Genomic DNA, 24,774 nt, shown 5'->3' on the forward strand with positions numbered 1-24,774 from the left:
GGTTGGGGGTGGGTTTGAACATGGTGAAGCTCCTTGATTGATGGAGCCGCCACGATTCGCTGCGAAACGAAGTGAGGTGGCAGCTGTACGCAGGTTCGCAGACCGGGAATCAAGGAACCCGGCATACCCGAGGGTATCCCGCGCACAGCCACCATAATGCAGCGCTGCCATCTACACCGATGGCAGCGGAACAGAACGCTGTGCGTCTTGATTGAGCCAGGCTGCGAAACCCGATCACTGATTTTTTAGTGACAGGCAAACGATAAAACCCGCCCCCAAGGCGTACAAGCCGGCGGATTCTGGCGTAGCTGTAGGCAATGGCGCAAGGTAGTGAAGGGGGATGGAATTCTTTCTAAACTTGTTTAAACAGCATTTTCTGAGTATTGAAAAGATTCTGTGATATCCATGAATGAAAACGGGACGGCAAAATAAATCCGTCCCGTTTTTTGATAGCGCGCCTGACTAGCTCGACTTGATCATCGCATCAAGGCTTAGTTTCATTATTCAATATCACGAACCGCGCAGTGTTGCCTGGCTCATTCATCCTCCGGCAAAAACGGTGAATGGAGCCCATACGCAGCAGTCATTGACACCAAAATCAAATTCGAAAAAGCGATTGAAGCCATGCACCGTCTGGTGCATCCTTTCGCCCCGAAAATTTACATGGACGTAAATAGTTAATGCACTCATCCCCAAGCACCGTGCCGCCCCCCAGCAGCTGCACGCTGCCCCCAGCTGTTCACCCAAGCGGCTTGAAGACTTCGCTTCGCCTTTACGGGGTGGTTCGTATCTTGGGAAGCAGCGACATCCCAGCCCGCGCACCGGTCGAAATTCTTTGCACACCCTGCGGCAATGGTAATGCCATACAAGCATTCGTATCGCGATTGGACGCCGAATTGGTCGCCCGCTCAATGCCAACCAGCGGCTACCGTGCCATCCCTTTGGCGCAATTCGACCCCACTGATGTCATCCACGCCCACCAAGGATGGCTCAGCGTCTTTCTATGCTGCGGGCTCAGCTCACAGCGTGGCTCCCTGTGCCTAGCAAATGGTCGTTTGCCCAGCCTTGGCTGGTTTGTCCATGCCCAGACCGGCCCGTGGGCACCTGGGCGATTCCTGCATTGGGGTGAGGAAGTCGCGCAGACACTGCTTGATGCCTACCGCAGTGTTGGCATGCCCAATTACAACTCCTGGCTCAACCAGCTTGATGATTATTCCAGTCACTCCATGGATGGCTGCACTGAACTCGCCTGGCAAGCACTCAAGGCCTGCAGTGCGCCCCAAGAAAGCTACCGAGCCATGTACAACCCCATGGATGAATGCTGGCGATTTTCAGACGCCCCCATTGACCTCCACTACCCCCTTTGAATACCTGAAAAGGACGTTCCCATGAGTGGCAAACCTGCTGCGCGCATTACCGATCCCACTGCGTGCCCAGTTTTGGGTCACGGCACCAATTCGCTGGTAACCGGCTCATCAGATGTGTTCTTCGAAGGCTTGGGCGCTGCCCGCCTAAACGACACCTCAGCGTGCGGAAGCCCGATTACCGGCAGTGTCTCTTCAACCGTATTAATCAATGGCTTCAATGCCGCCACCGTCGGCAGCGTTGGCGCTCATGGCAATACGGTGACGGCAGGCGCGAGCACTATCATTATCGGTGACACCTTCGTGCCTGCGCCCTTCAGTGGACTATCGTCGATGCCGGTGCACTTCAGCGACAAGATAAAGCTGGTCGACGAATCTACGGGTGAGCCTATTCCTAACCATGCCTACGGTATTCAGCGCGCCAATGGCAGCATTGAACATGGAGTCAGTGATGCGCAGGGCTATACCCATGTGGTGAGTTCGCATCTGGCTGAAAGCATCAAGTTATTTTTGGAAGATTAAGAACATGGAAGCAGAGAAAATCATTTTACCCAGTGGTAACTCAGCAAGTCTGGCGGCAACGCACACACTGACGCCGGTGAATAACTCACAAATAAAGGCCGTGCCTGTATCCACCCCCAAACCCATTATTTTTTACATTGGTGGTGCTGGAGACCAAGAAAGCTATTACTTCCAAGGTGCATTTCACAACATTGATGATGTCGACTTGCTAATGTCAAAAAGGATGGAAAACGCACAGCTTTCCGAAAAATACACAAAATACGTCTGGGGATATAACGAGGCTCGTGGGGACGGTGATATCAAAAAACACATCACCAATCTCATCCCTAACAGATCATGCCCTATCTATATAGTTGGACACAGCCTAGGCGGATGGAATGGCGCTCACCTCTCGAAAATATTGTCTGATGAAGGTTACAAAATCGCGCTCCTAATAACCTTGGATCCTGTCGGCAAAGGCTTTCTGGTTTGGTTGGGCTCTGATATCTACTACTCTGAACCAACTCCCGTTGCCGACATGTGGATCAATATCCGCGCAAACCCAATAAAGTCGGACGCGTCAGACCACGTTGCCAACTTCGGAGAACGATGGGTTGTGAGCCAAGGCCCAACGATAAATGCAACAGTCAACATAAACCACGCGTTTGCGAGCCACATGATGGTTGCCCCGATTCAAGGTGAAAAATGTGCGCTGGACTTCCTTTATGATGCATATGTGAAAAACATAAAATGATTAAAGCTAAAAAATTACTAATATTGGCCACTGCACTAATTTGCAGCGCATGCGCTCGGACACCCAACATCCCGGTTGCGTCATTGACGTTTGTAGGTTTTGCAAACTATGGCGACGCGCTACTTTACGTGACGCTCGAATCAGATCAAAACCTGATCGAGGTTTTCAATATCTACGAAAAACAGAATCAAAACACCCCTAAACTCGTATGCTCCTTGAATCATGACAAAAATTTCAATGTAACCCACACAATTAAAACACGAGGCGTGGGCCTTTTGGAAGCTGACGCCAAACCCAGTAAAGATGGACGCTTTTATTTCCGCTCTTCACTATCATTCAACGCAACCGAAGAAAGAGAGATATCTATCCCGATCTCGATCACCTCGGGCGCAGTATTAGAGACTCTGTTGGCGGGGCAAGAGAGCATCCCATGCCAGGTGTATATCACTGCTTATGGATTCAAGGCTTATTACACTAATACTGTATATATTCCTACTTCAGGCCTGATTGTACATTTAAAAAAAATGAATAATGCAGCTGAACGCCACCAGTAATTGTTTGTCGCTAACGCGCTAATTTACTCGTCGTATGGGAGTATCTTCGATAAAAATGGCACTTCGTAAAGGTCACCAAGCTGGATCTGGGTCAGCTCGGCTTTGAGAAAACTCAGCCCAAGGCCATCGGGCGCCCCGCCTACGACCCCGCCGATCAGCTCAAACTCTACCTTTATGGCTATTTCCAGCGCATTCGTTCGTCCCGTCACCTGGAAGCCGAATGCCAGCGCAACATCGAGGTGATGTGGTTGATCAACCGGATCAAACCCGACTTCAAGACCATCGTCGATTTTCGTAAGAACAACAAAGTCGCTTTCGTTACGACGTGCCGGGCTTTTGTGGACGGCTAAATAAATCCGTCCCGTTTCTTCCCTCTGTGTGAGCTGTAGGAACCTCTATGAGCTGTAGATTCCTCTGTGGCGAGGGCGCTTGCTCCCGCTGGTCTGCGAAGCGGCCCCAAATCCTGCGGTCGAGGTTTGCCTGGAACACCGCGTGCCCCGGCTTTGCGGCTGCTGCGCACCCGAGCGGGAGCAAGCTCCCTCGCCACAGGATCACAGGATCACAGGATCACAGGATCACAGGATCACAGGATCACAGGATCACAGGATCACAGGATCACAGGATCACAGGATCACAGGATCACAGGATCACAGGATCACAGGATCACAGGATCACAGGGATCGGGCCATCGGCCGCACGGGACATGCGCATGAAAAGGGGCCTTAGATGGCCCCTTTGTCTCACTGCTGCTGCACCACCTCGGTGGCCGCCGGTTTCTTCGGCTTCATCAGGCTGAAGTCGATCAACGGACGCTGCTCGCGTTCGTACGGGTTGCCGATCATCAGCGGGCGTGGCTTGAAGCTGTCGCTGACCAGGCTCTTGCTGCGGTCCAGTTCGTCGAAGCTCAGGCCGGCCAGATCCGCCCAGGTGTGGATCAGGTGCGAACTGCTGTAAGGGCGGCTCAGGTCGCCGACGAAGTTCCAATCATGGGTCTGGCGCCACTTCGGCGAGGCCCAGGCCATGAACGGGATGGTGTACATCGGTGCGGTCGGCTTGTTCTCGTTGCGGCCCAGGGTGGTGTGGCCGACCGAGTCGAAGACGTCTTCGCCGTGGTCGGAGAGGTACAGCAGGAAGCCGTTCGGATCGGACTTGGCGTAGTCCTTGATCAGGCTCGACACCACGAAGTCGTTGTACAGCACCGCGTTGTCGTAGCTGTTGTACGTCGGCACCTGGTCGTCGCGCAGGCCGGCCGGCACACCGTCGCGGTCCTGGAACTTGTCGAAGCTCGGCGGATAGCGGTACTGGTAGCTCATGTGGGTACCGAGCAGGTGCACGACGATGAGCTTGCGCGGCGCCGCGTCGGCCAGGGCCTTGTTGAACGGCTCGATCACATCGCCGTCGTACTGGGCGGCGTTCTGGTTGCGGTTGTTGTTGAGGTACACCTGCTCGTCGGCCTGTTCGGAGAAGGTCGTGAGCATGGTGTTGCGCTTGGTCATGGTCTGCTGGTTGGTGATCCAGAACGTCTTGTAGCCGGCCTGTTTCATCATGCTCACCAGCGACGGCGTGGACAGGTACAGGTCCGGGTTCTCTTCGTCGGCAAAGGTCAGCACCTGCTGCAGCGCCTCGATGGTGTACGGGCGCGGGGTGATGACGTTGTCGAAAACCGTCAGTTGATCCTTGAGCTTGTCCAGCTCAGGCGTGGTCTTGCGCGGGTAGCCGTAGAGGCTCATGCGCTGGCGGTTGGTGGACTCGCCGATCACCAGCACCAGGGTCGCCGGCTGGTCGGCGCCCGCATCCTTGAGGTTGTGCAGCGGCGGGATCTTGCTGGCGCTGTGCAGCATGCCCTGCATTTCGCCCAGGGTTTCGAGGTAGCGGTGATAGGCCACGGCCATCTGCCATGGCACGGCCGGCTCGATGCGGGTCTCGAACTTCTCGAAACCGCCGGCGAAGCTGCCGGTGCGCTGGGTCTGCTTGATCAGCGGATAGCCGACCACGGCCAGCAGGATCGCCATCGCCGCCACGAACGCGCGGCCACGGGGCATGTAGACCGGGCGCAGGCGTGTCCACAGGAACCAGGCGAACGCGGTGTGGGCGAGGAACGCCGGAATCATCCACCAGGCGAAGTATTGGGTGATGTACTCGCCGGCCTCGGACACGTTCGACTCGAACATGATGAAGATGACGCTCTGGGAGAACTCCTGCTGGTAGATGAAGAAGTAGCCAAGGCTGGCCATCGAGCAGGCCCACAGCACCACGCCGATCAGCGCGGCGAGCAGGCGGGTGCGTTTGGGGAACAGCAGCATCGGCGCCAGCCACACGGCGCTCATCACGAACGCCTGGCGGAACCCGGTGAACCCGGAGGTGCCGGTCAGCTGGATCAACAGTTGGGTGATGCCCGAAAAGTACCAGAAGAACACGAACAGCCAGAGCAGTCCGGTCCAGTCAAAACCTGTCGCAGTCGTATTGCTGCGTTTGAACAATGCCATTCAGCGCTCCGCTCACTCGTCACAACCACCGCCGGTGCATCCTTTTGCCGACGAACGGAAGCCGAACGCTCTCGCTCGGCTCAATCGGCGGAGTATCAACAAGCGGATGTGAAAACTTTGTGAGTTGCCCGTAAAGGCGAGGCGGGCATCGTGACGGGAACGGCGCGGGCCGCTCCCGGGGCAGAGGGGTCAGGCGTTGGGGCGGCGCTGCAGGGTCGGCAGCGGGGCGGGCTGGGCGCCCTGCGTCAGCAGGCGCAGTTGCGCCAATTCCCGCTTGAGCTGATCGCGTTCGTCCTTCAGCTCGCGCAGTTCATCGCGGCGGATCGTGACGTACAGGGTTTGTGGCGGTGTTGCGGTATGTACTGTGCCCATTGCTCACCTCGCAAACGGCGTGACTCAACCGTGAATCGGCTCCCGTGGCCGGGATCCTGACTCACTATCGGCGCCGATTCTGATTTCTTTTGCTTGTGATGGGAACTTTTTTATTTTTTGCGGTCGTTGTGTCTTCGCCACGTTTCCCGACGTTATCTGTCTGGATCGGGCACAATGCCCGGAAACTTCATCACGACGCTTCGGACTAACCTCCATCAGTCGCGTTGGGCTATAACCATTGACACACTTTTACTGCAGTAAGGAGCATCAGCACATGCAACTCGGGATTATTGGACTGGGCCGCATGGGCGGCAACATTGCGCGGCGCCTGATGCTCGACGGTCACACCACCGTTGTTTACGACCGCAATACCGCTTTTGTGGACACCCTGGCCGCCGAGGGCGCCACGGGCGTCGCCGACCTGCCGGCGCTGGTCGCCGGCCTCGCCAAGCCTCGCGCCGTGTGGGTCATGCTGCCGGCCGGCGCGCCGACCGAAGAGACCATCGAAACCCTGAGCACCCTGCTTGAGGCCGGCGACACCATCATCGACGGCGGCAACACCAACTATAAGGACGACATCCGCCGGGCCAAGACCCTGGCCGAGAAAGGCCTGCACTACATCGACGTGGGCACCTCCGGCGGCGTCTGGGGCCTGGAGCGCGGCTACTGCATGATGATCGGCGGCGACGCCGCGACCGTCAGCCGTCTCGACCCGCTGTTCAAGACGCTGGCGCCGGGCATGGGCGACATCCCGCGCACCAAGGACCGCAAGTCCGACGACCCGCGTGCCGAGCACGGCTACATCCACGCAGGTCCCGCCGGCGCAGGGCACTTCGTCAAGATGATCCACAACGGCATCGAGTACGGCATGATGCAGGCCTTCGCCGAAGGCTTCGACATCCTCAAGACCAAGTCCAGCGACCGCCTGCCGGAAGATCAGCGCTTCGACCTGAACGTCGCCGACATCGCCGAGGTGTGGCGCCGCGGCAGCGTGGTGTCGTCCTGGCTGCTGGACCTGACCGCCGACGCGCTGGCGGCCGACCCGAAACTCGACGGCTTCTCCGGCTCTGTCGCGGACAGCGGCGAAGGCCAATGGACCATCGAGGCGGCCATGGAACAAGCGGTGCCGGTGCCGGTGCTGTCCAACTCGCTGTTCTCGCGCTACCGCTCCCGCGGCCAGGGCACCTTCGGCGACAAGATCCTTTCGGCCCAGCGCTTCGGCTTCGGCGGCCATGTGGAGACCGCGAAGAAATGACCCATGTGATCCGCAGGAAGTCCAAGGCCGAGCCCGCGCCGCCGACCACGCTGTTTCTGTTCGGCGCCCACGGCGACCTGGTCAAGCGCCTGCTGATGCCGGCGCTGTACAACCTCAAGCGCGACGGGTTGCTCGGTGACGGACTGCGGATCATCGGCGTTGACCACAACGCCATCAGCGATGAAGGCTTCGCGAAGAAACTCGAAGACTTCATCCGCGACGAAGTGGCCAGCAAGGTCGGCAAGGGCAACCAGTCCCTTGACCCGGCCTTGTGGGCCCAGCTTGCGAAAAACATCAGCTACGTCCAGGGCGACTTCCTGGACGACGGCACCTATTCGGCCCTGGCGGCGAAGATCGCCGACAGCGGCACCGGCAACGCGGTGTTCTACCTGGCCACCGCGCCGCGTTTCTTCAGCGAGGTGGTGCGCAGGCTCGGCAGCGCCGGCCTGCTGGAGGAAGCTCCGGAAGCGTTCAGGCGGGTGGTGATCGAAAAGCCGTTCGGCTCGGACCTCAAGACCGCCGAAGCCTTGAACGCCTGCCTGCTCAAGGTGATGACAGAGAAGCAGATCTACCGGATCGACCATTACCTGGGCAAGGAAACCGTGCAGAACATCCTGGTCAGCCGGTTCTCCAACAGCCTGTTCGAAGCCTTCTGGAACAACCACTACATCGACCACGTGCAGATCACCGCCGCCGAGACCGTCGGCGTGGAGACCCGCGGCAGCTTCTACGAAAACACCGGCGCCCTGCGGGACATGGTGCCCAATCACCTGTTCCAGCTGCTGGCGATGGTCGCCATGGAGCCGCCGGCCGCGTTCGGCGCCGACGCGGTGCGCGGCGAGAAGGCCAAGGTGGTCGGCGCCATCCGCCCCTGGACCACGGAAGAGGCGCGGGCCAACTCGGTGCGTGGCCAGTACGGCGCCGGAGCCCTGGACGGCAAGCCGTTGGCCGGTTACCGCGAAGAGGCCAACGTTTCGCCGGACAGCACCACGGAAACCTACGTGGCGCTGAAGGTGATGATCGACAACTGGCGCTGGGTCGGCGTGCCGTTCTACTTGCGCACCGGCAAGCGCATGAGCGTGCGCGACACCGAGATCGTCATCTGCTTCAAGCCGGCGCCTTATGCGCAGTTCCGCGACACCGAAGTGGACGAGCTGCAGCCGACCTACCTGCGCATCCAGATCCAGCCCAACGAAGGCATGTGGTTCGACCTGCTGGCCAAGCGGCCGGGGCCTGCGCTGAACATGGCTAACATCGAACTGGGTTTCGCCTACAAGGACTTCTTCGAGATGCAGCCGTCCACCGGTTACGAGACGCTGATCTACGACTGCCTCACCGGCGACCAGACGCTGTTCCAGCGCGCCGACAACATCGAGAACGGCTGGCGGGCGGTGCAGCCGTTCCTCGACGCCTGGCAGCAGGATGCGAGCGTGCAGGCCTATGCGGCCGGCGAAGACGGCCCGGAAGCGGCCAACGAACTGCTGACCCGCGACGGCCGCGTCTGGCATGGCCTGGGATGAGTGACACTGCGCCGCAACCCATCCGTTTTCTGCTCAGCGACATGGACGGCACGCTGCTGCGGGCCGACCACAGCCTGAGCCCGCGCACGGTCGAAGCCGTGCGCGCCTTGCGCGAGGTCGGCGTGCTGTTCAGCCTCGCCACCGGACGTCCACCCAGGGCCATGCGACAGCAGATCGAGGCGTTGGGCGTCGATTTGCCGACGGCGGGCTTCAACGGCGGCACGATCGTCAACCCGGACGGCAGCCTGCTGGCGGCCCACCACTTGCCGGCCACCGCCGCGCTGACGGCGCTGGCGCTGTTCGCCGACCGGCCGGACATCGAAATCTGGGTGTTCAGCGGCGACGACTGGCTGCTCAAGGATCCGCACGGGCCGATGGTGCCGCGCGAGCAGCACGGGCTCGGTTACCCGCCGGTGGTGGTGGACAGCTTCGAACCCTACCTGGAACGCATCTCCAAGATCGTGGCCGCCAGCGACAACACCGAGCTGTTGATCGAGCTGGAGGCGCGCCTGTTGCCGCAGGTCGACGGCATGGCCCAGGTGTCGCGCTCGCAGCCGGTCTATCTGGACGTGACGGCGCTGGAGGCCAACAAAGGCACCGCGTTGGTGACGCTGGCCGAATACCTGGGCATCCCCTTGGCCCAGACCGCCGCCATCGGCGACGGCGGCAACGACCCGGCGATGTTCCACTGCGCCGGGCTGTCGATTGCGATGGGGCAGGCACCGGAGGAGATCCGGCGCCAGGCCGATGCGGTGACCGGCTCGAACAGCGAAGACGGCGTGGCGCAGGCCATCGAGCGGTACATCCTGCCCCGGTAGGGGGCTCATGCTGACGCCATCGCCGGCAGGCTGGCTCCCCCAGGTTTGCTGGGGGAATGCTGACTGTGGGCCACCGCAAACTCTGTGGGAGCCAGCCTGCTGGCGATGGCGGCGTGTCAGGCCCTGAAAATGTCGGCTACAGCCAATAGCTCACCGCATACCAGCCCAAAACGCCCATCACCACGGTGTACGGCAACGCCATCCACACCATGCGCCCATACGACAGGCGCACCAGCGGCGCGATGGCCGAGGTCAGGAGGAACAGGAACGCCGCCTGACCATTGGGAGTCGCCACGCTCGGCAGGTTGGTGCCGGTGTTGATCGCGATCGCCAGCGTCTCGAAATGCTCGCGGCTCATGTGGCCGGACAGGAACGCCTGCTTCACTTCGGTGATGTAGATCGTGGCCACGAACACGTTGTCGCTGATCGCCGACAGCAGACCATTGGCGATGAACAGCATGCCCGGCTGCTGCTCGGCCGGCAGTGCCAGCACCCAGCGGATCAACGGCGCGAACAGTTGCTGGTCGTGAATCACTGCGACCACCGCAAAGAACACCACCAACAGGGCGGTGAAGGGCATGGCGTCCTTGAAGGCGCTGCCCAGCCGGTGTTCATCGGTGATGCCGGTGAAGGCAGTGATCAGCACGATCACCATCAGCCCGATCAGGCCGACCTCGGCGATGTGCAGGGCCAGCCCGGCAATCAGGATCAGAGCGGCGGCGCCTTGCACCAGCAGGGCGGCGCGTTGGCGCGGGGTGCGTTCGGCGTTGTCTTCGGCGGCATAGTTGGCCAGCACGGCGCGAACGTTGTCCGGCAGCAGCGTGCCGTAACCGAACCAGCGCAGCTTCTCCAGCAGCACGCAGGTCGTAAGGCCGGCCACCAGCACCGGCAGAGACACCGGCGCGACCTTGCTGAAGAACTCGGCGAAGTGCCAACCCATCTCATGGCCGATCAGCAGGTTCTGCGGCTCGCCCACCAGCGTGCACACGCCGCCCAGGGCCGTGCCGACCGCGCCGTGCATCAGCAGGCTGCGCAGGAAGGCGCGGAACTGCTCCAGATCCCCGTGGTGCAGCACGGGCAGATGCTGGTCATCGTTGAACTCGCTGTCCTGGCGAGGATCGTTGCCGGAGGCCACGCGGTGGTACACCGAGTAGAAGCCCACAGCGGCGCTGATGATCACGGCGGTGACGGTCAGCGCGTCGAGAAACGCCGACAGGAACGCCGACAGAAAGCAGAACATCAACGCCAGCAGCGCCTTGGAGCGCACGCCCAGCAGCAGGCGCGAGAACAGGAACAGCAGCAGATCCTTCATGAAGTAGATGCCGGCGACCATGAACATCAGCAGCAGGATCACGGGGAAGTTGTGCACCAGCTCATCGTAGATGGCTTGCGGCGTGGTCATGTTCAGCAGCAGCGCTTCGATCAGCAGCAGGCCGCCCGGCATCAGGGGGTAGCACTTGAGCGCCATCGCCAGGGTGAAAATGAATTCGACCACCAGCAGCCAGCCGGCAGCCACCGGGCCTGCCGTCCACAACACCAGCGCGTTGAGTATCAGGAACCCGACGATGCACGCCTTGTACCAACGGGGAGAGTGCCCGAGAAAATTGTGCGCGAACGCTTGGGCCATCGAGCCGGACATCGGTTGCTCCTTGTCTTAAGAAGCGCGCACGGTGCCGCAAGCTTCGATCAAGATCAAGCGTAGGAGTTTTCTCTTTATTGATTCAGATAACGCGCCACGACAGCACGGTAATTGCCGTCAAGCGAGTAGCCGCCGACCAGAATCCCGCCGTCGCGCTCTAGGGCCATGGATGTGGCGGTGTCCAGACTGTGCCCCAGCCGCGTGCGCAGCCAGCCGTTGCCGTCGCCGAAGCACCGGTCCGGCCGGCCATCCGCCAGGTAGCGGGCGACGATGAAATCCGCTTCGACGCCGCCGATAGTGGCGCCGGCCGCGATGATCCGACCATCCGCCATCCGGACGGCGGCGGTCCACTGGCAACCGCTGTGGCCGATTTCCAGCAGGTGCGGTCGCGCGCCGTTGCAATGCACATCCGGGCGGCCGTTGACGTGAAGCGTCAGTGACAGGCAGCGGATCGGATCGCGGCTGCTGCCCAGGCAATGCAGGCGCTCGGCGGATTCGAGGACCTGGCTCACCAGCGCGCTCTGGCCCCCGGCCTTGAACGCCATGAACCCGTCCACGGCGAAGCGCTCGTCCAGTCGGCCGTCCGGCAGGTAACGCGCCAGCAGCCCCTCTTGAGGGAAATCGATGGAGCCGGCGACCACGATGCGCCCGTCCTGCTGCAGCAGCAGGCTGCTGAGCCAGGTGTTCAGCAGCAGGTGGCGAACCATCACGAAGCCGCGGCCATTGAAGGTGCTGTCCGGTTGGCCGCCGGGTGTGAGGCGGATCAGGATGCCGGCATGGTCGGCGAGTTCGAAATGGTGATTGGCGATCAGCAGGATCCGGCCGTCGGGCTGCAAGGCGACGTCGCATGCCTCGGCACCGGGGACGCCGGGCGGCAGCCAAGAGTCGCGCGAGCCCATGGACAGGTCGCCCGGCAAGCGCACGACTTGCCGGCCGTCCTCGCCGAACGCACCGTCGGGGCGGCCGTGGCAGTCAAAGAGGGCGAGGGCGGGCAGGGTGCGGTGGGTGTTTTCATAATGCAGGCCGGCCAGCAGGATCCGTCCGTCAGGCAGTACCAGCACCTTGCCGGCGGTGGCCTCGTAGCCGTCGGCGTAGGCACCGATCACGCTCCCGTGCAGGCCGAAGCTCAGGTCTGCCGAACCGTCCGGCAGCAGACGGGCAAGGCCGAAACGGCTGCCTTGGTCCGTGCCGACCTTGGCGGCCACCAGAATCCGGCCTTGGGCATCGAGCGCCACACCCTGGGTGAGGCTGGAGCGGCTGCCGGCGAAGTAGACCCGGGCGACGCCGTTGGCGGCAAAAGAGGTGTCCAGTTGACCGGCGTTGTCGGGAGGTGCGGGTAACGCATAAGCGGTCTGGGTGGGCATGCACGCGTCTCCTTGCGAGTCGGCCGACACCGGGAAGTCGGTCGGGCAACTGCATGAGCGACCCATTCAATCCTTGAAAGAGTGCAAGTACAACTGACAGAAGTAACAGGTGGAGGGTCGCACTGTGCCAGAACAATGACTTTCTGAACCAGTCGCAAGCCTGCCAAGTATTCGGGCCTTCAACTTGTGAAGAAAGTTGTACGCGAGTGCGCTAATAAAAGAAGGGATGCGGCAACTAAGCGCAAGAGGGGCGGATGACAGGAACGTCATCCGCATCGCCCCGGATCAGTGTGGCATCGACCAGGATTGCAGCGTGTAGCCTTCTTCGCTCAGTTCGGCGCGGGCCCGTTGCAGCAGGTGTTCGAGTTGCGCCGGGTCGGAGTAGGCGCTGCTCGGGATCTTCGTGCGGCCGATCTGGGAGTTGGTGCGGTCGATGACGGTCAGGTTCAGTTCGCCGTTGCCGTCTTGTGGGGCCCAGGCCACGCATTGGAAGGGTTCGAACGCGCGGTTGGCAATCAAAAGAGCTTCGTTGATACGGAGCGGGGCGGTCATGGGGTCTTCTCTCTGTAGTGCCCAATCAAGTGATGTGCCGTCGGTTGGGCTTACCGTTCGGCTGGTTACTTGTACTGATGCACGCAACCGGGGGACGGGTCACACAGGATTCGAAGAAATTTCAACTTTCTTCCGATCCGGCAATTGTCCGGGCGCTTTTGAAAGCCTGGTGAAAGAATCATGTCGATAGCTAACTAATAAACCGGTTACTTATAACTGCTTCACTTGTACGCCTATAAGCAATTGATACAAGGTGCCGTCAAATTCTTGCTAATGTTACAGCCAGGTCTGCCAAATGACTGTTTTTGCGATCATTTCCCATAATTTGGCGCCAAGGAACAGTCATGAGCGAAGCGCCTGCCCTACGACGACTATTGGTGGTCGACCCCTGTGACGATTGTCACCGCCTGCTGCCCGGTTTGCGTGCCGTGGGCTGGGATGTCGACAGCTGTTCGCTGGAAAACGCCGCCGACCGCACCTGCGATGTCGGCCTGTTGCGTTTGCAGCCTTTTCATTTGGAGCGCCCGGAGGCGGTCAAGGAACTGATCAGCCGCAGCGGCACCGAGTGGATCGCCGTCCTCAACCAGGAGGTGCTGCGTCTGCAGAACGTCGGGGACTTCGTCTGCGAATGGTTCTTCGATTTCCATACCTTGCCGTTCGACGTCTCGCGGGTGCAGGTGACCCTGGGCCGGGCGTTCGGCATGGCGCGCCTGCGCGGCCAGGGCACGATCCACGTCGATCAGCCGGAGCACGAACTGCTCGGCGACAGCAAGCCGATCCGTGAACTTCGCAAGCTGCTGAGCAAACTGGCGCCCACCGAGTCGCCGGTGCTGATCCGCGGCGAAAGCGGCACCGGCAAGGAATTGGTCGCCCGCACGCTGCACCGCCAGTCCCAACGTCACAGCAAGCCGTTCGTGGCCATCAACTGCGGGGCGATTCCCGAGCATCTGATCCAGTCCGAACTGTTCGGCCACGAGAAAGGCGCGTTCACCGGCGCCCATCAGCGCAAGGTCGGGCGCATCGAGGCGGCCAACGGCGGCACGCTGTTTTTGGACGAGATCGGCGACCTGCCGCTGGAGCTCCAGGCCAACCTGCTGCGGTTTCTCCAGGAAAAACACATCGAACGGGTCGGCGGCAGCCAGCCGATTCCGGTGGATGTGCGCGTTCTGGCGGCCACCCACGTCGACCTTGAGGCGGCCATCGAGAAGAAACGCTTTCGCGAAGACCTGTACTACCGGCTGAACGTATTGCAGGTGGTGACCGCGCCGCTGCGCGAGCGCCACGGCGACCTGTCGATGCTGGCCAACCACTTTTCGCATTTCTACAGCCACGAGACCGGCCGGCGCCCGCGCAGCTTCAGCGAAGACGCCCTGATCGCCATGGGCAAGCACGACTGGCCCGGCAATGTCCGCGAGCTGGCCAACCGCGTGCGCCGCGGCCTGGTGCTGGCCGAAGGGCGGCAGATCGAGGCCCGCGACCTGGGGCTGATCAGCCAGCAGTCGGTCACGACCCCCATGGGCACCCTCGAAGACTACAAGACCCGGGCCGAACGCCAGGCGCTGTGCGACGTGCTGAACCGCCACAGCGACAACCTCAGCGTGGCCGCCAAGGTGCTGGGCGTCTCGAGGCCGACCTTCTACCGTTTGCTGCACAAGCACCAGATCCGCTAGGGCGCGGTGTTTCCCCGGGGAGGGGAAATTGAAAAGGCCCGCTGCGACAGGGATCGCAGCGGGCCTTTTGCATGGGCGCCCGTCAGAAGTAGTACGGGAATTTCAGGCTGAAGGAGAAGTCCGGGGCATCGTCGGTCATGCCGATGGACAGGTTGGGCACGATGGTCAGGTTGTCGGTGGCCGCGATGGTCATGCCGACGTTGAAGTAACCGGCGTTGGCGTCGCTGGACACCACCGATTCCCAATCCCCGCCGTCCTGCTTGAGCTTGCTCTTGCGTTGCACAAGGTCCGAGACGGAGAACGACATACTCATCTTCTCGTTCAGCGCGAACGCGATGCCGGCGCCGATCTGGAAGCTGTCGCCGATGCGCACCTTGCCCGGCGTCTTCTGGTTGACCGTGGAGCTGATGTCGTCGAAGGACTCCTCCAGGTTGTGGGTATAGGACAGGCTGCCGAACAGCACGGCCGGGTCGAAGGTCTTGACCAGCGAGATGCCGGGCGTGATCGACCAGACGCCGTTGCCGGTGGGCAGGGTGTCCGGCACGAACAGGTTGCTGTTGGCGTCGGTCTGGCGCAGCTTGATGCCGAACGGATCCTTGCCGGTAGGGGCCTTGACCCGCAACGTGACCACCGCATCCGGCGTGTTGACCGACTCGTCCATGAACTTGTAGGCGATGCCGAAGTTGACGTCGCCGATGGTCGGGTCGCGGCTCACGTCCTGTTCGGTGGTGACGTTGGCGGCGCCGTTGTTGCCGCCGCCGGACTGGTAGGTCGAGTCGCGGTACACGACCGGCACGTTCAGGTCGAACTGCCAGCGGTTGTCGAAGTTGTAGCGGCCGGTGAGGTCAAGGGTCCAGGTGTCGGCCTTGATCCGGTCCAGGTTGATGTTGCCCAGGAAGATCGAGTCCAGCGCGAGGAAACCGTTGAGGATCAGCTGGCGCGTGTCGTAGCGCGAATAGGTGATGCCGGTCTCGAAGCTGAACTTGCCGCCGCCGAAGAAGCCGCTGGCCTCGTCGTACAGGTTGGACACGCTCTGCGCCGGTTGCGAGTCGTCGGCCAGCGATTGGCCATAGGATGCGCCGCTTCCCCCCGCTGCGCCCCCCGACGCGGCTGCGGCCCCGGTGCCGGCGACCTGCTTGTTGCCTTTCATGTCGGCCGGCGACTTGGCCAGGCGCTTGGGCGGTGGTGAAGCGGGTTGGTCCTCGACCTGGCGGACCCGCTGCTCGAGCACCGCCAGGGCCTTTTGTTGCACTTCGTATCGTTGCTTAAGCTCCAGAAGTTCCTGTTTCAGGGCCTCTACGTCCGCGTCCGGCGCCGCATGCAATGCTGCGGCGGGAAGTAGAGTACTCAAACATACAGCCGCACGCAGTGAAACTGATCGATACATGAATAAGCCGTCCCTTCAAGCCCAATGGTCGAGACTCAGCGTAGTTCAATATCCGATGTTGCGTAGTGCCCTGAGTTGAGTGAGATTGCAGTCCAGCGCGCCGGCGCTCATGCCGTTGTTGCTGAGGACTACGTTGAGTTGCGTCAGGTTATTGACGACGTTGGCGTTGCCGAGCAGGCGGCTGTTCTGCAAAAGCCCGCCCTGGGCGACCTGTTGCAGGGCCGTCCCTTGGTTGCCGGCGGCCTGAATGGCCATCTGCACGCCTCCGCCGGTGGCGGAGACCGCCACGCTGCCGGCGGCGTTGCTGCCGGAAATGGTCTGTCCGGCCATCAGGGCTTGCCCCTGGGCGGGCACCAGTGCCGGTGCCTGGTTGGCCTCTTTGACGTTGATCGCCACGTTGTTGTAGGCGGTGTTGCTGTCGCCGGCGGCGCGCACGCTTTGCGTCACGCCCTGGCTGCTGTTCAGTCCTGCGCCACCAATGACGTTGCCGGTCCCCGTCTGCAGGGGGCTGCCGTTACCGGTTTCCTTGATGGTCGAGACATAGAATTCGGGTTTTACCGTTGCCACTTGTAGTTGCATCGAGGCCGACGCCCCGATCATGTCGCCGCTGGCGTTGCGCCAGGTGCTGCTCATGACCACACCGAAGCTGATGATCCGGCCCGGCATGACGTAGCGACCGCGAAGCTCGGCGAGCTCTTGGTCCTTGATTTCAATGGGTTTGAATCCTGCATTGGCAAAGCTTGATGCGCTCGCTGCCAGGCAGGCGGCGGCCAGCCAATATGAGGTTTTCATCCGCTGCTCCCGGGACATCCAGCCCCATTCTTGTAATCGGCGATTAGAAGAAGTCGCTCTGTATGAACCCGAAGTCCATCAGTTCAGCATCTTTGACGGGGTTGAAAGTATCCAGCTTGTTCTTGGCCGTCAGCGGTTCCGGAGGACTGCGCAATGCATTGGTCTTGTCGTATCCGGGGCCGACGATGGCAAAGACGATGCCGTTCCAACCTTTGACAAAGTCATTGTGGGCGTAGCGTTTGTGTCCTAAAACCGGGTCTCCGATGTAGACCCAATCCTTGTCCGCCCGCTGCAGCACCACAAAATGCTTGTAGCCGCGAATCTCCATCAGTACCACGACCGGAATGCTCACCGACTCGAGTTTGTCGGCCGGTATCCGGTAGCCTCTGGCGCGCATGCCGATGCTTTCCACGTAGCGCTTCATGTCCAGCATGGAGAAACCTTGAGTACGGACAAGGTCCTGGTCTGCGTTGACCAGCATGCCTTTGATGATGTGCTCCTCATCGACGTCGAGCCAATAGGCCTGGCGCAACACCGTCGCCAGTGCGGCGGCGCCGCAGCTGAAGTCGGTTTTCTGTTCGACGATGTCGGCAAACTTGCGCTCACGCAGGCTTTGCACGTCCTTATAGACCAGTACGCCACCGGGCAGGGCGGCCACCGGTATCTGAGCGGCCTGGGTCAGGCCGGACAGGCAAAGCAGGGCGATGAGGGCAGTTGTACGCATGGTCGGGTACGCCTTGTGGGACCGACGAAAAGCCCCGTTTCCGGGGCTTTCGTTTTGATCGCGGTTACATGCAGGCTTTGCAGCCTGCGGCGATGGACAGCGAGTTGCTTTGTTGGTTGCCCACACCTGCCGATACGTTGGCTCCACCGTTGCCGGAGAAGTTGTTCATCGAACCGGTCATGTTGGCGGTGTTGGTCACAGGGTTTTTCCAGCCGTCTTTGGTCAGCACTTGTTGGGTGGTGACGCCAGCCAGACCGAAGACACCAACGGCTTCGAATTTGGCTTTTTGATCGTCGTCACGACCGCCGCCACGGTTGTCGTTGCCATAGCCGCCGTGGCCGCCATGGTGATCGTCGCCTTCGATGGTTGCGGTGCCTTTGGCGGCGAAGACGCCAGCGGCAGAGAAGGTTCCGGTAAGGGTGTCTTTTTTGTAGGTCTGCACGCCTTTGTTGTCGACGACCAGGCCAGTGGAGGACTGGTTGGCGGCAGCGGCGGCGTTGGCTACACGGCCACCCGAAACAGCGATCGCCAGGTTGTTTTTCTGTTGGTTGAAGTTGCCGGAAGTCACGTTGACGCCGATGTTCCCGGAGCCGTTGTTGCCAGCGTTGTTCAGAGTAGCGCTGTTGGTGGTCGACGAGTTTTTCACATAGTTGTTGTTGTTGACTTGAGTGGCGCTCGAGGCAGCAACAGCGGTACCGAAGATGAAGCTTTCGTCGGCGGTGGCCAGGGCAGCGGCGTTGTCTTGTTGGTTGCCGTCGCCGGCGGCCACGTTGGCGCCCATGTTGCCATTGGAGTTGTTCAGCGAGTTGTCAGCCTTGGCATCGTTTTTGGTGCCTTGGTTTTTCACCACGTTGCCGTCGCTGTTCTGTTCGTCCAGCACAGCGGCGCCGGCGCCGGCGGTGATCTGAAGGATTTGCTCAAGGGTCGGGCCTTTTGGATCGTGGCCATGACCGTTGCCGTGGCCGTTACCATGACCGTGATTGTCATCACGGCCGCCTGCCTGTGCTGCGATTGCCATCACTGCTGCAAGTGCGAAAACCAGTGGTTTGAGGGCCATTGTAGGTTTCATGGTGTTTCTCCGTCGTGCTTATTAGTTGGTTAAGTGTTGGTACTTTCTAATTGCACTGCCTGTTTGGGTCAGTCAGCGACCCGGATGCTCAGGGTGTTAGCCATACGGTTCCCCACCCCGGCACTCTGGTTCACCTGGATCACTCCTCGGCTGCCGGTGAAGGCCTGATCACTCGTCGTGACCTGGCGACTGCCGGGTGAGGTGCCAGTTGCTCCTGAGTTCGGTAAAAGCGCCACGTTCTGTTGCGACAGGGCGCTGTCGTCAACGCTCTGCGGGGCAGCACTGATGCTGACGCGCGTCACGTTGGCCATCTGGTTGTTGGCGCCGGCGCCCTGGTTCACGCCCAGGATCCCGCTGCCGTTGCTGAAGGAGGCGCCGCCGATGGTGGCGCTGGCGTTCGTCGAGCGGTCGGCCGGCGTGTCGATCTTCTGGATCACGCTGGTGGTCGCATGGGCGTTGGTGCCGATGGCGACCGCTTTGGCGTTGGTCTGCTGCATCTGGTCGCCGGCGGCCTGGTTGACGTTGAAGTTGCCGCGGTACTGCATGCCTGAATCTTGAATGTTCGCGTTGTTCACAGAGCTGGGATCGGCCATGGCGCTGGCGCAGCCGATCAGGGCGAGCAGGAGCAGGGAACGATTCATGTCATTGGCCTCCGGCCATGCGGGTCAGCGGCGCCAGGCCGGTGCTCATGGCACGGTTGACCGTGTTGGAGATCGTGCCGCCGGCGCCGCCGCCGTGGCCGGCGCTCATGCCGGGCATGCCGTTGGGGTTGGTCAGGGTGTTGAGGCCCGGCAGGCTGCCGTTGGGGGTCGCCATGTTGCCGCGGATCGACGAGCCGCTGGCGACGCTGGCGAAGTCGCCGTCGTTGAGTTCGGTGTTGTCGATGGTCTGGTTGATCCGCGCCGAAGGGTTGGCGTTGACGGTGGTCGGGTACGGATCTTTGCCGGCGCTGCGGCCGATGGGTGTAGGCTGGACATCGCGGTTGAGGACGATCACGCCGTTGCCGCCGGCCTGAACGTTGAAACTGATGAGTGCACTGGCGGCGGATCCGATCACCAGGAGGCAGGTCAGGCCTTTTTTGATTTTCCCCACGGTGGCTGTTCCTTCTTCAGTGGGCCGAGCCCAGGTCAGCGTTGTGAGGGAGAGAGCGAAAGCTGTGCCGGTTTTTAAAACTCCATGGATTTCAATGGGTTGGTTCCGCGTTGCGCAAGGCTGATACAAAAGCTGTTTCAGCGCTGAAACAGGCGCCGGGCCCGCAAGTGGGCCAAAGCCGATGCAAAGCTCTGGAACAAGGGTTTGCGCGGTGCTGTTTCAACGCTGTAACACAAGGCATGACAAAGCGATGAAGCGCGCCAAGACGGGCACTTTGCAGCGGGGGACGTGTTTCAGGAATGGACACTTTTGCCCCAAAGCAGGGGAAGAGGGCGGGGCAGAGGCCCCGGCGAACGGGTCAGCCGGCCAGCAGGGCCTCGACCGCCGCGAAGGCCTCGCGGCGCCGTTCGTCCCAGTCGCCGCGGATGATCCGCAGCGGCTGACCGTGGCGTTCCAGCCAGGCTTGCGTGGCGTTGAAGAACGCCTGCCGTTCGATCAGTTGCGGCTGGCAGCGCTGGCCGTCGTCGGTCCATTCGATCTGTTCCGGGGACAGCAGCAGGTGCAGGTCGTAGCGGCGGGCCAGCAATTGCTCCTCCAGCCACGCCGGGCAGTCGCCGAACAGGGTCTGGCTCCAGAGCATGTTGCTCAGCAGGTGGGTGTCGAGGATCAGCAGCGGCGGCCGCTGTGCCCGCGCCTGGTCTTCGCGGTGCAATTGGCCGCGGGCGATCTCGGGGATGTCGGCCAGGCACGTGTCCCGGGCCTTTTCCTCGATGAAGGTGCGCACGTACTCGTCCACTCGCACGCCGCCGAAGCGTGCCTGGAGGCTGGCCGCCAGCCAGCTTTTGCCGGTGGATTCGGGACCTGTGAGGACGACGGTCTTCATGCGTGGCGCAACGCCGGGTCGGCCCGCCATTCACGCCAGCCCAGCACCGCGATCAGGGTGAACAGGGCGTACAGCGCGGCGGTGAGGTACAGCGCCTTGTAGAGGAAGAGGGCGACGAAGACCACATCCAGCACGATCCACAACGCCCAGCATTGCAGGCGCTTGTGGGCCATCCAGAACTGCGCCACCAGGCTGAAGCCGGTCAGCGCGGCATCGAGCCAGGGTTGCGCGGCGTCGGTCCAATGGGCCATCGCAGCACCCAGCAGCAGGCTGCCGACGGCGCCGAGGCCCAGGCCCTGCACGATCGAGGACGGGGCAAGCCGACTGACCTGGCGCCCGTCGTGCATCGTCCCGGCGCGCGTCCACTGCCACCAGCCGTAGAGCTGCAGGGCGGCGTAGACCACTTGCAGCAACATGTCCGAATACAGCTTCACCTCGAAGAAGATCCAGCTGTACAGCAGCACCATGACCAGCCCGATCGGCCAGCACCACGGATTCTGTTTGACCGTCAGCCAGACGGCGATCACACCGAGGGCGGCGGCAAACAGTTCAAGCCCGGACATGCACAATCCTTGAAGGGAGCGGAAGAGGGGCCGGATTGTACCCAAAAAAGTCCCGGGCGCGAGCCTGCTTGTGGGCACCGGTTTGTTGGCGATGGCGGCGTTCTTCGCGCAAACGGCAGGCCTGCGCAAATCCTGTGGGAGCCAGCCTGCTGGCGATGGCGTCAGCCAAGGCACCGCCGGGCAGTGCCTTGGCCGATGGTCAGACCCGGAACTGGCGTAGCAGCCCGTTCAGCTGTTCGCTCAGCTGGCCCAGGCGCACGCTGGCGGCGCTGGACTGTTCGGCCGCCAGCGCCGTGCTGTGGGACAGCCCGGCCGCCTGGGTGACGTTCTGGTTGATGTCCTCGACCACGTGGGCCTGTTGCAGCGTGGCGCTGGCGATCGAGGCGTTCAGGCCGTTGAGGTTGCGCAGCGCCTGGCCGATGGCGTTCAGGCTCGCACCAGCAAGTCCGGCCTGTTCGATGGTCAACTGCGAGGCCGTGCTGCTCTCGCCGATGACTTTGACCGCCGCCTCGGAATGGTTCTGCAGGCGTTCGATCATGGCCTGGATCTCCGCCGTGGACTTCTGCGTGCGTTGCGCCAGCAGGCGCACCTCATCGGCCACCACGGCAAACCCGCGGCCCTGTTCGCCGGCCCGGGCCGCTTCGATGGCGGCGTTGAGCGCCAGCAGGTTGGTCTGCTCGGCGATCGAGCGGATCACTTCCAGCACGCTGCCGATCTGCGTGCTTTCGGCAGCCAGGGTGCGGATCACCTCGACGGCCTGGTCGATGGTGCCGGACAGCCTGTCGATCTGCTGCAGGCTGCCGTCGATGTTGATCTGGCCCTGCTGGGCCTGAGCCTCGGCGTCGCGCACTTCGCTGGCGGCGTGCTCGGCGTTCTTGGCCACGTCCTGCACGCCATAGGTGACTTCGTTGACGGCCGTGGCCACCAGTTCCATCTGCTGCGACTGCTGCTGGCTGCGCTCCTGGGCCTGGGCGGCATCGTTGCCCAGTTCGCTGGACGATTGCCCCAAGGCGCTGGCGGAGGCCTGCAAGTCACCGATCACCCGGCGCAGCTTGGCGGTGAAGGCATTGAAGTGATGGGCCAATTGGGTGACTTCGTCCTGGCCGTGGGTGTCGAGGCTGCGAGTCAGGTCGCTTTCGCCGCTGGCGATGTTGGCCATGGCGCTGACGCTTTCCTGCAACGGCCGCACGATGCTGCGGGCGATCAGAATCACCAGCACGGCCATGATCAATGCGATCACCAGGCCGACCGCCGAAGCCTTCAGCACCTGGCCCTGGAACTCGGCCTGCACGTCGTCGATGTACACGCCGGAGCCGATCACCCAGCCCCACGGCTCGAACAGCTTCACGTAGGAGGTCTTGGCCACCGGCTCGCTGGCGCCGGGCTTCGGCCAGCGGTAGTCGACCATGCCGGCGCCCTTGGACTTGGCGATGGCGACCATCTCGTTGAACACCGCAAAGCCGTCCGGGTCGCGGATCGCCGAGAGGTTCTGGCCTTCGAGCTTGGGATTGGTGGGGTGCATGACCATCACGGGGGTGAGGTCGTTGATCCAGAAGTAGTCGTTCTGGTCGTAGCGCAGGCCGCGGATGGCGGTCAGCGCCTGCTTCTGCGCGGCGTCGCGGGTCAGGGTTCCGGCCGCTTCCAGGCCCTGGTAGTAGGTCAGCAGGCCGCTGGCGGTCTGCACCACGTGCTGGGTCTTCTGCGCCTTGGCGTGGTACAGGCCGTCGTGCACCTGCTTGAGCATCAACACGCCCAGGGTCAGCAGCATGACCACCGCCACAATCAAGATGAGCCACAAGCGTCGGCTGATCGACACACTGCGCAAGCTGTTCATAACGCTGTCACTCCGGTTTCTTGTTCTTGTCATAAAACGCCGCCAGCATCCAACCACGTTTCGGGACGGGCGCCTACGCGACCCAAGTCGTATAACGCACAGCGTTATTTCGGCTTGTCTGTTAGGATTTCGGCCCCGCACGGAAAAACCTGAATGGCGATTGATTCTTCACGGAATTTTGACCCTTTGATGTGGATCCTGTGCGTGTGCGCACCGCACCGCAGCGGCTACGCTTCTCGCAGTGAACGATTGAAAAAATATTATCGGGGCATGCCGCCGGGCATCGCTCTTTGGGGGATCGATGGATCTTTGGACCGCCTTGCAGGCATTGATTCTAGGAGTTGTAGAAGGGCTGACGGAGTTTTTGCCCATTTCCAGTACCGGACACCAGATCATTGTCGCCGACTTGCTCGACTTCGGCGGCGAACGGGCCATGGCGTTCAACATCATCATCCAGCTCGGCGCCATCCTGGCGGTGGTCTGGGAATTTCGTCGCAAGATCTTCGACGTGGTCGTCGGGCTGCCGACCCAGCCGGGGGCGCGGCGCTTCACCGCCAACCTGCTGATCGCCTTCCTGCCCGCCGTGGTGCTGGGGGTGGTCTTCGCCGACCTGATCCACCATTACCTGTTCAACCCCATCACCGTGGCCACTGCGCTGGTGCTGGGCGGCTTCGTCATGCTGTGGGCCGAGCGCCGGCAGCATGAAGTGCACGCCGAAACGGTCGATGACATCACCTGGACGGACGCGCTGAAGATCGGCTTCGCCCAGTGCCTGGCGATGATCCCCGGCACCTCGCGTTCCGGCTCGACCATCATCGGCGGCCTGCTGTTCGGCCTGTCGCGCAAGACCGCTACCGAGTTCTCGTTCTTCCTGGCCATGCCGACCATGGTCGGTGCGGCGGTGTATTCGGGCTACAAGTACCGCGACCTGTTCGTGCCGGCGGACTTTCCGGTGTTCGCCATCGGCTTCGTCACCGCGTTCATCTTCGCCATGATCGCTGTGCGCGGGCTGCTCAAGTTCATCGGCAGCCACAGCTACGCGGCGTTCGCCTGGTACCGGATCGTGTTCGGCCTGGTGATCCTGGCGACCTGGCAGTTCGGCTGGGTGGACTGGTCGTCGGCCAAGCCATGAGCGATCCCCGCGCCCGCCGCGGGGGCGGTGTCCAGCACCTGAAGGTCAAACTGGCGGTGTTCCTGGCCGTGTGCGCGCTGCCGCTGTACGGCTCGCTGTCGATGTGGCTGCACGGGATCTCGTTGATCCCGCTGGCGGCCTACGGCGTCGTCAGCGCGGTGGCGTTCTTCCTGTACTGGGGCGACAAGCGCAAGGCCCGCAACGAGGCCTGGCGCACGCCGGAGAACATCCTGCACGCGGTGGAGCTGGCCGGCGGCTGGCCGGGCGCGCTGATCGCGCAGCAGGTGTTCCGCCACAAGACGCGCAAGGCGTCGTTCCAGATCGTGTTCTGGATGATCGTGGGGCTGCACCAGATGTTCTGGATCGACCGGCTGTTCTACGGGGCGGCGCTGTCAGCGGTGTTTTGAGCGGTGGTTGGCCTTTGGCTCGGCGGTCGGCCTGGTCCGGCG

The 24,774-nt window shown here is 61.8% G+C and carries 24 protein-coding genes and 1 pseudogene; 11 read left to right on the forward strand and 14 right to left on the reverse strand.

Annotation, left to right across the window (positions count from 1 at the left end):
* Nucleotides 1-791: 791 nt before the first annotated feature.
* The 5 genes and pseudogenes from CAG41_RS28450 to CAG41_RS26395 all read left to right on the forward strand — a co-directional run.
* Nucleotides 792-1,367, forward strand: coding sequence for a hypothetical protein (locus CAG41_RS28450; protein WP_139831492.1), 576 nt, complete (start codon nucleotides 792-794; stop codon nucleotides 1,365-1,367).
* 21 nt (nucleotides 1,368-1,388) lie between these two features.
* Nucleotides 1,389-1,886, forward strand: a complete 498-nt coding sequence (locus CAG41_RS26385) for a PAAR domain-containing protein (protein ID WP_085694693.1) — start codon at nucleotides 1,389-1,391, stop codon at nucleotides 1,884-1,886.
* A gap of 4 nt (nucleotides 1,887-1,890) precedes the next feature.
* Complete coding sequence (locus CAG41_RS26390; RefSeq protein ID WP_085694694.1) at nucleotides 1,891-2,619, forward strand: alpha/beta hydrolase; 729 nt, start codon at nucleotides 1,891-1,893, stop codon at nucleotides 2,617-2,619.
* Nucleotides 2,616-3,173 (forward strand): hypothetical protein, encoded by a 558-nt coding sequence (locus CAG41_RS28455; RefSeq protein WP_139835000.1) that lies wholly within the window; start codon nucleotides 2,616-2,618, stop codon nucleotides 3,171-3,173. The genes CAG41_RS26390 and CAG41_RS28455 overlap by 4 nt, the downstream gene beginning before the upstream one ends.
* Before the next feature lie 71 nt (nucleotides 3,174-3,244).
* Nucleotides 3,245-3,514, forward strand: a pseudogene (locus tag CAG41_RS26395) (transposase); the annotation flags it as partial.
* A gap of 399 nt (nucleotides 3,515-3,913) precedes the next feature.
* On the opposite strand, the gene CAG41_RS26405 reads toward CAG41_RS26395, so the two are convergent.
* On the reverse strand, nucleotides 3,914-5,659 hold the full coding sequence (locus CAG41_RS26405) for a phosphoethanolamine transferase CptA (RefSeq protein ID WP_085633798.1): 1,746 nt from the start codon (nucleotides 5,657-5,659) through the stop codon (nucleotides 3,914-3,916).
* A gap of 189 nt (nucleotides 5,660-5,848) precedes the next feature.
* A complete protein-coding gene (locus CAG41_RS26410) occupies nucleotides 5,849-6,031 on the reverse strand; it encodes a DUF6026 family protein (RefSeq protein ID WP_085586905.1) in 183 nt (60 codons plus the stop codon).
* Nucleotides 6,032-6,305: 274 nt separating this feature from the next.
* Between CAG41_RS26410 and gnd the strand changes: the two genes are divergently transcribed.
* The 3 genes from gnd to CAG41_RS26425 are packed head-to-tail and all read left to right on the forward strand — an operon-like array spanning nucleotide 6,306 to nucleotide 9,624.
* Nucleotides 6,306-7,286: a phosphogluconate dehydrogenase (NAD(+)-dependent, decarboxylating) gene (gnd, locus tag CAG41_RS26415; RefSeq protein WP_085641191.1), complete on the forward strand. Its 981-nt coding sequence runs from the start codon at nucleotides 6,306-6,308 to the stop codon at nucleotides 7,284-7,286.
* The gene (gene zwf, locus CAG41_RS26420; protein WP_085633800.1) at nucleotides 7,283-8,806 is read left to right on the forward strand and encodes a glucose-6-phosphate dehydrogenase; all 1,524 of its coding nucleotides are present in this window, start codon (nucleotides 7,283-7,285) and stop codon (nucleotides 8,804-8,806) included. The genes gnd and zwf overlap by 4 nt, the downstream gene beginning before the upstream one ends.
* A complete protein-coding gene (locus CAG41_RS26425; protein ID WP_085707681.1) occupies nucleotides 8,803-9,624 on the forward strand; it encodes a Cof-type HAD-IIB family hydrolase in 822 nt (273 codons plus the stop codon). The genes zwf and CAG41_RS26425 overlap by 4 nt, the downstream gene beginning before the upstream one ends.
* 136 nt (nucleotides 9,625-9,760) lie before the next feature.
* On the opposite strand, the gene nhaB is transcribed toward CAG41_RS26425, so the two are convergent.
* From nhaB to CAG41_RS26440, 3 genes are all read right to left on the reverse strand, one after another.
* Nucleotides 9,761-11,263 (reverse strand): sodium/proton antiporter NhaB, encoded by a 1,503-nt coding sequence (gene nhaB / locus CAG41_RS26430; protein WP_085586909.1) that lies wholly within the window; start codon nucleotides 11,261-11,263, stop codon nucleotides 9,761-9,763.
* Nucleotides 11,264-11,337: 74 nt separating this feature from the next.
* Nucleotides 11,338-12,627 carry a hypothetical protein gene (locus CAG41_RS26435; protein WP_085633802.1) on the reverse strand — a complete coding sequence of 430 codons (1,290 nt, stop codon included), beginning with the start codon at nucleotides 12,625-12,627 and terminating at the stop codon, nucleotides 11,338-11,340.
* Nucleotides 12,628-12,912: 285 nt separating this feature from the next.
* Entirely contained in the window at nucleotides 12,913-13,179 is a 267-nt protein-coding gene (locus CAG41_RS26440; RefSeq protein WP_085586911.1) for a hypothetical protein, read from the reverse strand.
* 344 nt (nucleotides 13,180-13,523) lie between these two features.
* Here CAG41_RS26440 and CAG41_RS26445 point away from each other — a divergent pair, with 344 nt between their 5' ends.
* On the forward strand, nucleotides 13,524-14,849 hold the full coding sequence (locus tag CAG41_RS26445; RefSeq protein ID WP_085586912.1) for a sigma-54 dependent transcriptional regulator: 1,326 nt from the start codon (nucleotides 13,524-13,526) through the stop codon (nucleotides 14,847-14,849).
* Nucleotides 14,850-14,931: 82 nt separating this feature from the next.
* Here CAG41_RS26445 and CAG41_RS26450 read toward each other — a convergent pair whose 3' ends face one another.
* The 9 genes from CAG41_RS26450 to CAG41_RS26490 all read right to left on the reverse strand — a co-directional run bounded on the left by CAG41_RS26450 (nucleotide 14,932) and on the right by CAG41_RS26490 (nucleotide 23,193).
* On the reverse strand, nucleotides 14,932-16,236 hold the full coding sequence (locus tag CAG41_RS26450; protein ID WP_085586913.1) for a transporter: 1,305 nt from the start codon (nucleotides 16,234-16,236) through the stop codon (nucleotides 14,932-14,934).
* A gap of 45 nt (nucleotides 16,237-16,281) precedes the next feature.
* Nucleotides 16,282-17,028 (reverse strand): hypothetical protein, encoded by a 747-nt coding sequence (locus CAG41_RS26455; protein ID WP_085707682.1) that lies wholly within the window; start codon nucleotides 17,026-17,028, stop codon nucleotides 16,282-16,284.
* A 43-nt stretch (nucleotides 17,029-17,071) separates the two neighbouring features.
* Nucleotides 17,072-17,752, reverse strand: a complete 681-nt coding sequence (locus CAG41_RS26460; RefSeq protein ID WP_085586915.1) for a C39 family peptidase — start codon at nucleotides 17,750-17,752, stop codon at nucleotides 17,072-17,074.
* 64 nt (nucleotides 17,753-17,816) lie between these two features.
* Nucleotides 17,817-18,821: a heme utilization protein gene (locus CAG41_RS26465; protein WP_085586916.1), complete on the reverse strand. Its 1,005-nt coding sequence runs from the start codon at nucleotides 18,819-18,821 to the stop codon at nucleotides 17,817-17,819.
* 68 nt (nucleotides 18,822-18,889) lie between these two features.
* A complete protein-coding gene (locus tag CAG41_RS26470; protein ID WP_085586917.1) occupies nucleotides 18,890-19,462 on the reverse strand; it encodes an adhesin in 573 nt (190 codons plus the stop codon).
* Between the two features lies 1 nt (nucleotide 19,463).
* Complete coding sequence (locus tag CAG41_RS26475) at nucleotides 19,464-19,913, reverse strand: hypothetical protein (protein ID WP_085586918.1); 450 nt, start codon at nucleotides 19,911-19,913, stop codon at nucleotides 19,464-19,466.
* 358 nt (nucleotides 19,914-20,271) lie between these two features.
* Nucleotides 20,272-20,796 carry an AAA family ATPase gene (locus CAG41_RS26480; RefSeq protein ID WP_085586919.1) on the reverse strand — a complete coding sequence of 175 codons (525 nt, stop codon included), beginning with the start codon at nucleotides 20,794-20,796 and terminating at the stop codon, nucleotides 20,272-20,274.
* Nucleotides 20,793-21,359 carry a nicotinamide riboside transporter PnuC gene (gene pnuC / locus CAG41_RS26485; RefSeq protein WP_085707683.1) on the reverse strand — a complete coding sequence of 189 codons (567 nt, stop codon included), beginning with the start codon at nucleotides 21,357-21,359 and terminating at the stop codon, nucleotides 20,793-20,795. Before pnuC ends, CAG41_RS26480 begins: the two co-directional genes overlap by 4 nt.
* A 199-nt stretch (nucleotides 21,360-21,558) precedes the next feature.
* Nucleotides 21,559-23,193, reverse strand: coding sequence for a methyl-accepting chemotaxis protein (locus CAG41_RS26490; RefSeq protein ID WP_085586921.1), 1,635 nt, complete (start codon nucleotides 23,191-23,193; stop codon nucleotides 21,559-21,561).
* Nucleotides 23,194-23,494: 301 nt separating this feature from the next.
* Here CAG41_RS26490 and CAG41_RS26495 point away from each other — a divergent pair, with 301 nt between their 5' ends.
* Both CAG41_RS26495 and CAG41_RS26500 read left to right on the forward strand, forming a co-directional pair.
* Nucleotides 23,495-24,325 carry an undecaprenyl-diphosphate phosphatase gene (locus CAG41_RS26495; RefSeq protein WP_085707684.1) on the forward strand — a complete coding sequence of 277 codons (831 nt, stop codon included), beginning with the start codon at nucleotides 23,495-23,497 and terminating at the stop codon, nucleotides 24,323-24,325.
* A complete protein-coding gene (locus tag CAG41_RS26500; RefSeq protein ID WP_085586923.1) occupies nucleotides 24,322-24,732 on the forward strand; it encodes a DUF1294 domain-containing protein in 411 nt (136 codons plus the stop codon). Before CAG41_RS26495 ends, CAG41_RS26500 begins: the two co-directional genes overlap by 4 nt.
* The last annotated feature ends 42 nt before the right edge of the window (nucleotides 24,733-24,774 follow it).

Origin of the sequence: Pseudomonas sp. B35(2017), assembly GCF_002113645.1 — a bacterium.
Classification (GTDB): Bacteria; Pseudomonadota; Gammaproteobacteria; order Pseudomonadales; family Pseudomonadaceae; genus Aquipseudomonas; species Aquipseudomonas ekonensis.

Bases quoted from the DNA above. Each gene is read 5' to 3' on its own strand.
- CAG41_RS26385 (WP_085694693.1), top strand. From the start codon at position 1,389: ATGAGTGGCAAACCTGCTGCGCGCATTACCGATCCCACTGCGTGCCCA.
- CAG41_RS26390 (WP_085694694.1), top strand. From the start codon at position 1,891: ATGGAAGCAGAGAAAATCATTTTACCCAGTGGTAACTCAGCAAGTCTG.
- CAG41_RS28455 (WP_139835000.1), top strand. From the start codon at position 2,616: ATGATTAAAGCTAAAAAATTACTAATATTGGCCACTGCACTAATTTGC.
- CAG41_RS26405 (WP_085633798.1), bottom strand. From the start codon at position 5,659: ATGGCATTGTTCAAACGCAGCAATACGACTGCGACAGGTTTTGACTGG.
- CAG41_RS26410 (WP_085586905.1), bottom strand. From the start codon at position 6,031: ATGGGCACAGTACATACCGCAACACCGCCACAAACCCTGTACGTCACG.
- gnd (WP_085641191.1), top strand. From the start codon at position 6,306: ATGCAACTCGGGATTATTGGACTGGGCCGCATGGGCGGCAACATTGCG.
- zwf (WP_085633800.1), top strand. From the start codon at position 7,283: ATGACCCATGTGATCCGCAGGAAGTCCAAGGCCGAGCCCGCGCCGCCG.
- CAG41_RS26425 (WP_085707681.1), top strand. From the start codon at position 8,803: ATGAGTGACACTGCGCCGCAACCCATCCGTTTTCTGCTCAGCGACATG.
- nhaB (WP_085586909.1), bottom strand. From the start codon at position 11,263: ATGTCCGGCTCGATGGCCCAAGCGTTCGCGCACAATTTTCTCGGGCAC.
- CAG41_RS26435 (WP_085633802.1), bottom strand. From the start codon at position 12,627: ATGCCCACCCAGACCGCTTATGCGTTACCCGCACCTCCCGACAACGCC.
- CAG41_RS26440 (WP_085586911.1), bottom strand. From the start codon at position 13,179: ATGACCGCCCCGCTCCGTATCAACGAAGCTCTTTTGATTGCCAACCGC.
- CAG41_RS26445 (WP_085586912.1), top strand. From the start codon at position 13,524: ATGAGCGAAGCGCCTGCCCTACGACGACTATTGGTGGTCGACCCCTGT.
- CAG41_RS26450 (WP_085586913.1), bottom strand. From the start codon at position 16,236: ATGTATCGATCAGTTTCACTGCGTGCGGCTGTATGTTTGAGTACTCTA.
- CAG41_RS26455 (WP_085707682.1), bottom strand. From the start codon at position 17,028: ATGAAAACCTCATATTGGCTGGCCGCCGCCTGCCTGGCAGCGAGCGCA.
- CAG41_RS26460 (WP_085586915.1), bottom strand. From the start codon at position 17,752: ATGCGTACAACTGCCCTCATCGCCCTGCTTTGCCTGTCCGGCCTGACC.
- CAG41_RS26465 (WP_085586916.1), bottom strand. From the start codon at position 18,821: ATGAAACCTACAATGGCCCTCAAACCACTGGTTTTCGCACTTGCAGCA.
- CAG41_RS26470 (WP_085586917.1), bottom strand. From the start codon at position 19,462: ATGAATCGTTCCCTGCTCCTGCTCGCCCTGATCGGCTGCGCCAGCGCC.
- CAG41_RS26480 (WP_085586919.1), bottom strand. From the start codon at position 20,796: ATGAAGACCGTCGTCCTCACAGGTCCCGAATCCACCGGCAAAAGCTGG.
- pnuC (WP_085707683.1), bottom strand. From the start codon at position 21,359: ATGTCCGGGCTTGAACTGTTTGCCGCCGCCCTCGGTGTGATCGCCGTC.
- CAG41_RS26490 (WP_085586921.1), bottom strand. From the start codon at position 23,193: ATGAACAGCTTGCGCAGTGTGTCGATCAGCCGACGCTTGTGGCTCATC.
- CAG41_RS26495 (WP_085707684.1), top strand. From the start codon at position 23,495: ATGGATCTTTGGACCGCCTTGCAGGCATTGATTCTAGGAGTTGTAGAA.
- CAG41_RS26500 (WP_085586923.1), top strand. From the start codon at position 24,322: ATGAGCGATCCCCGCGCCCGCCGCGGGGGCGGTGTCCAGCACCTGAAG.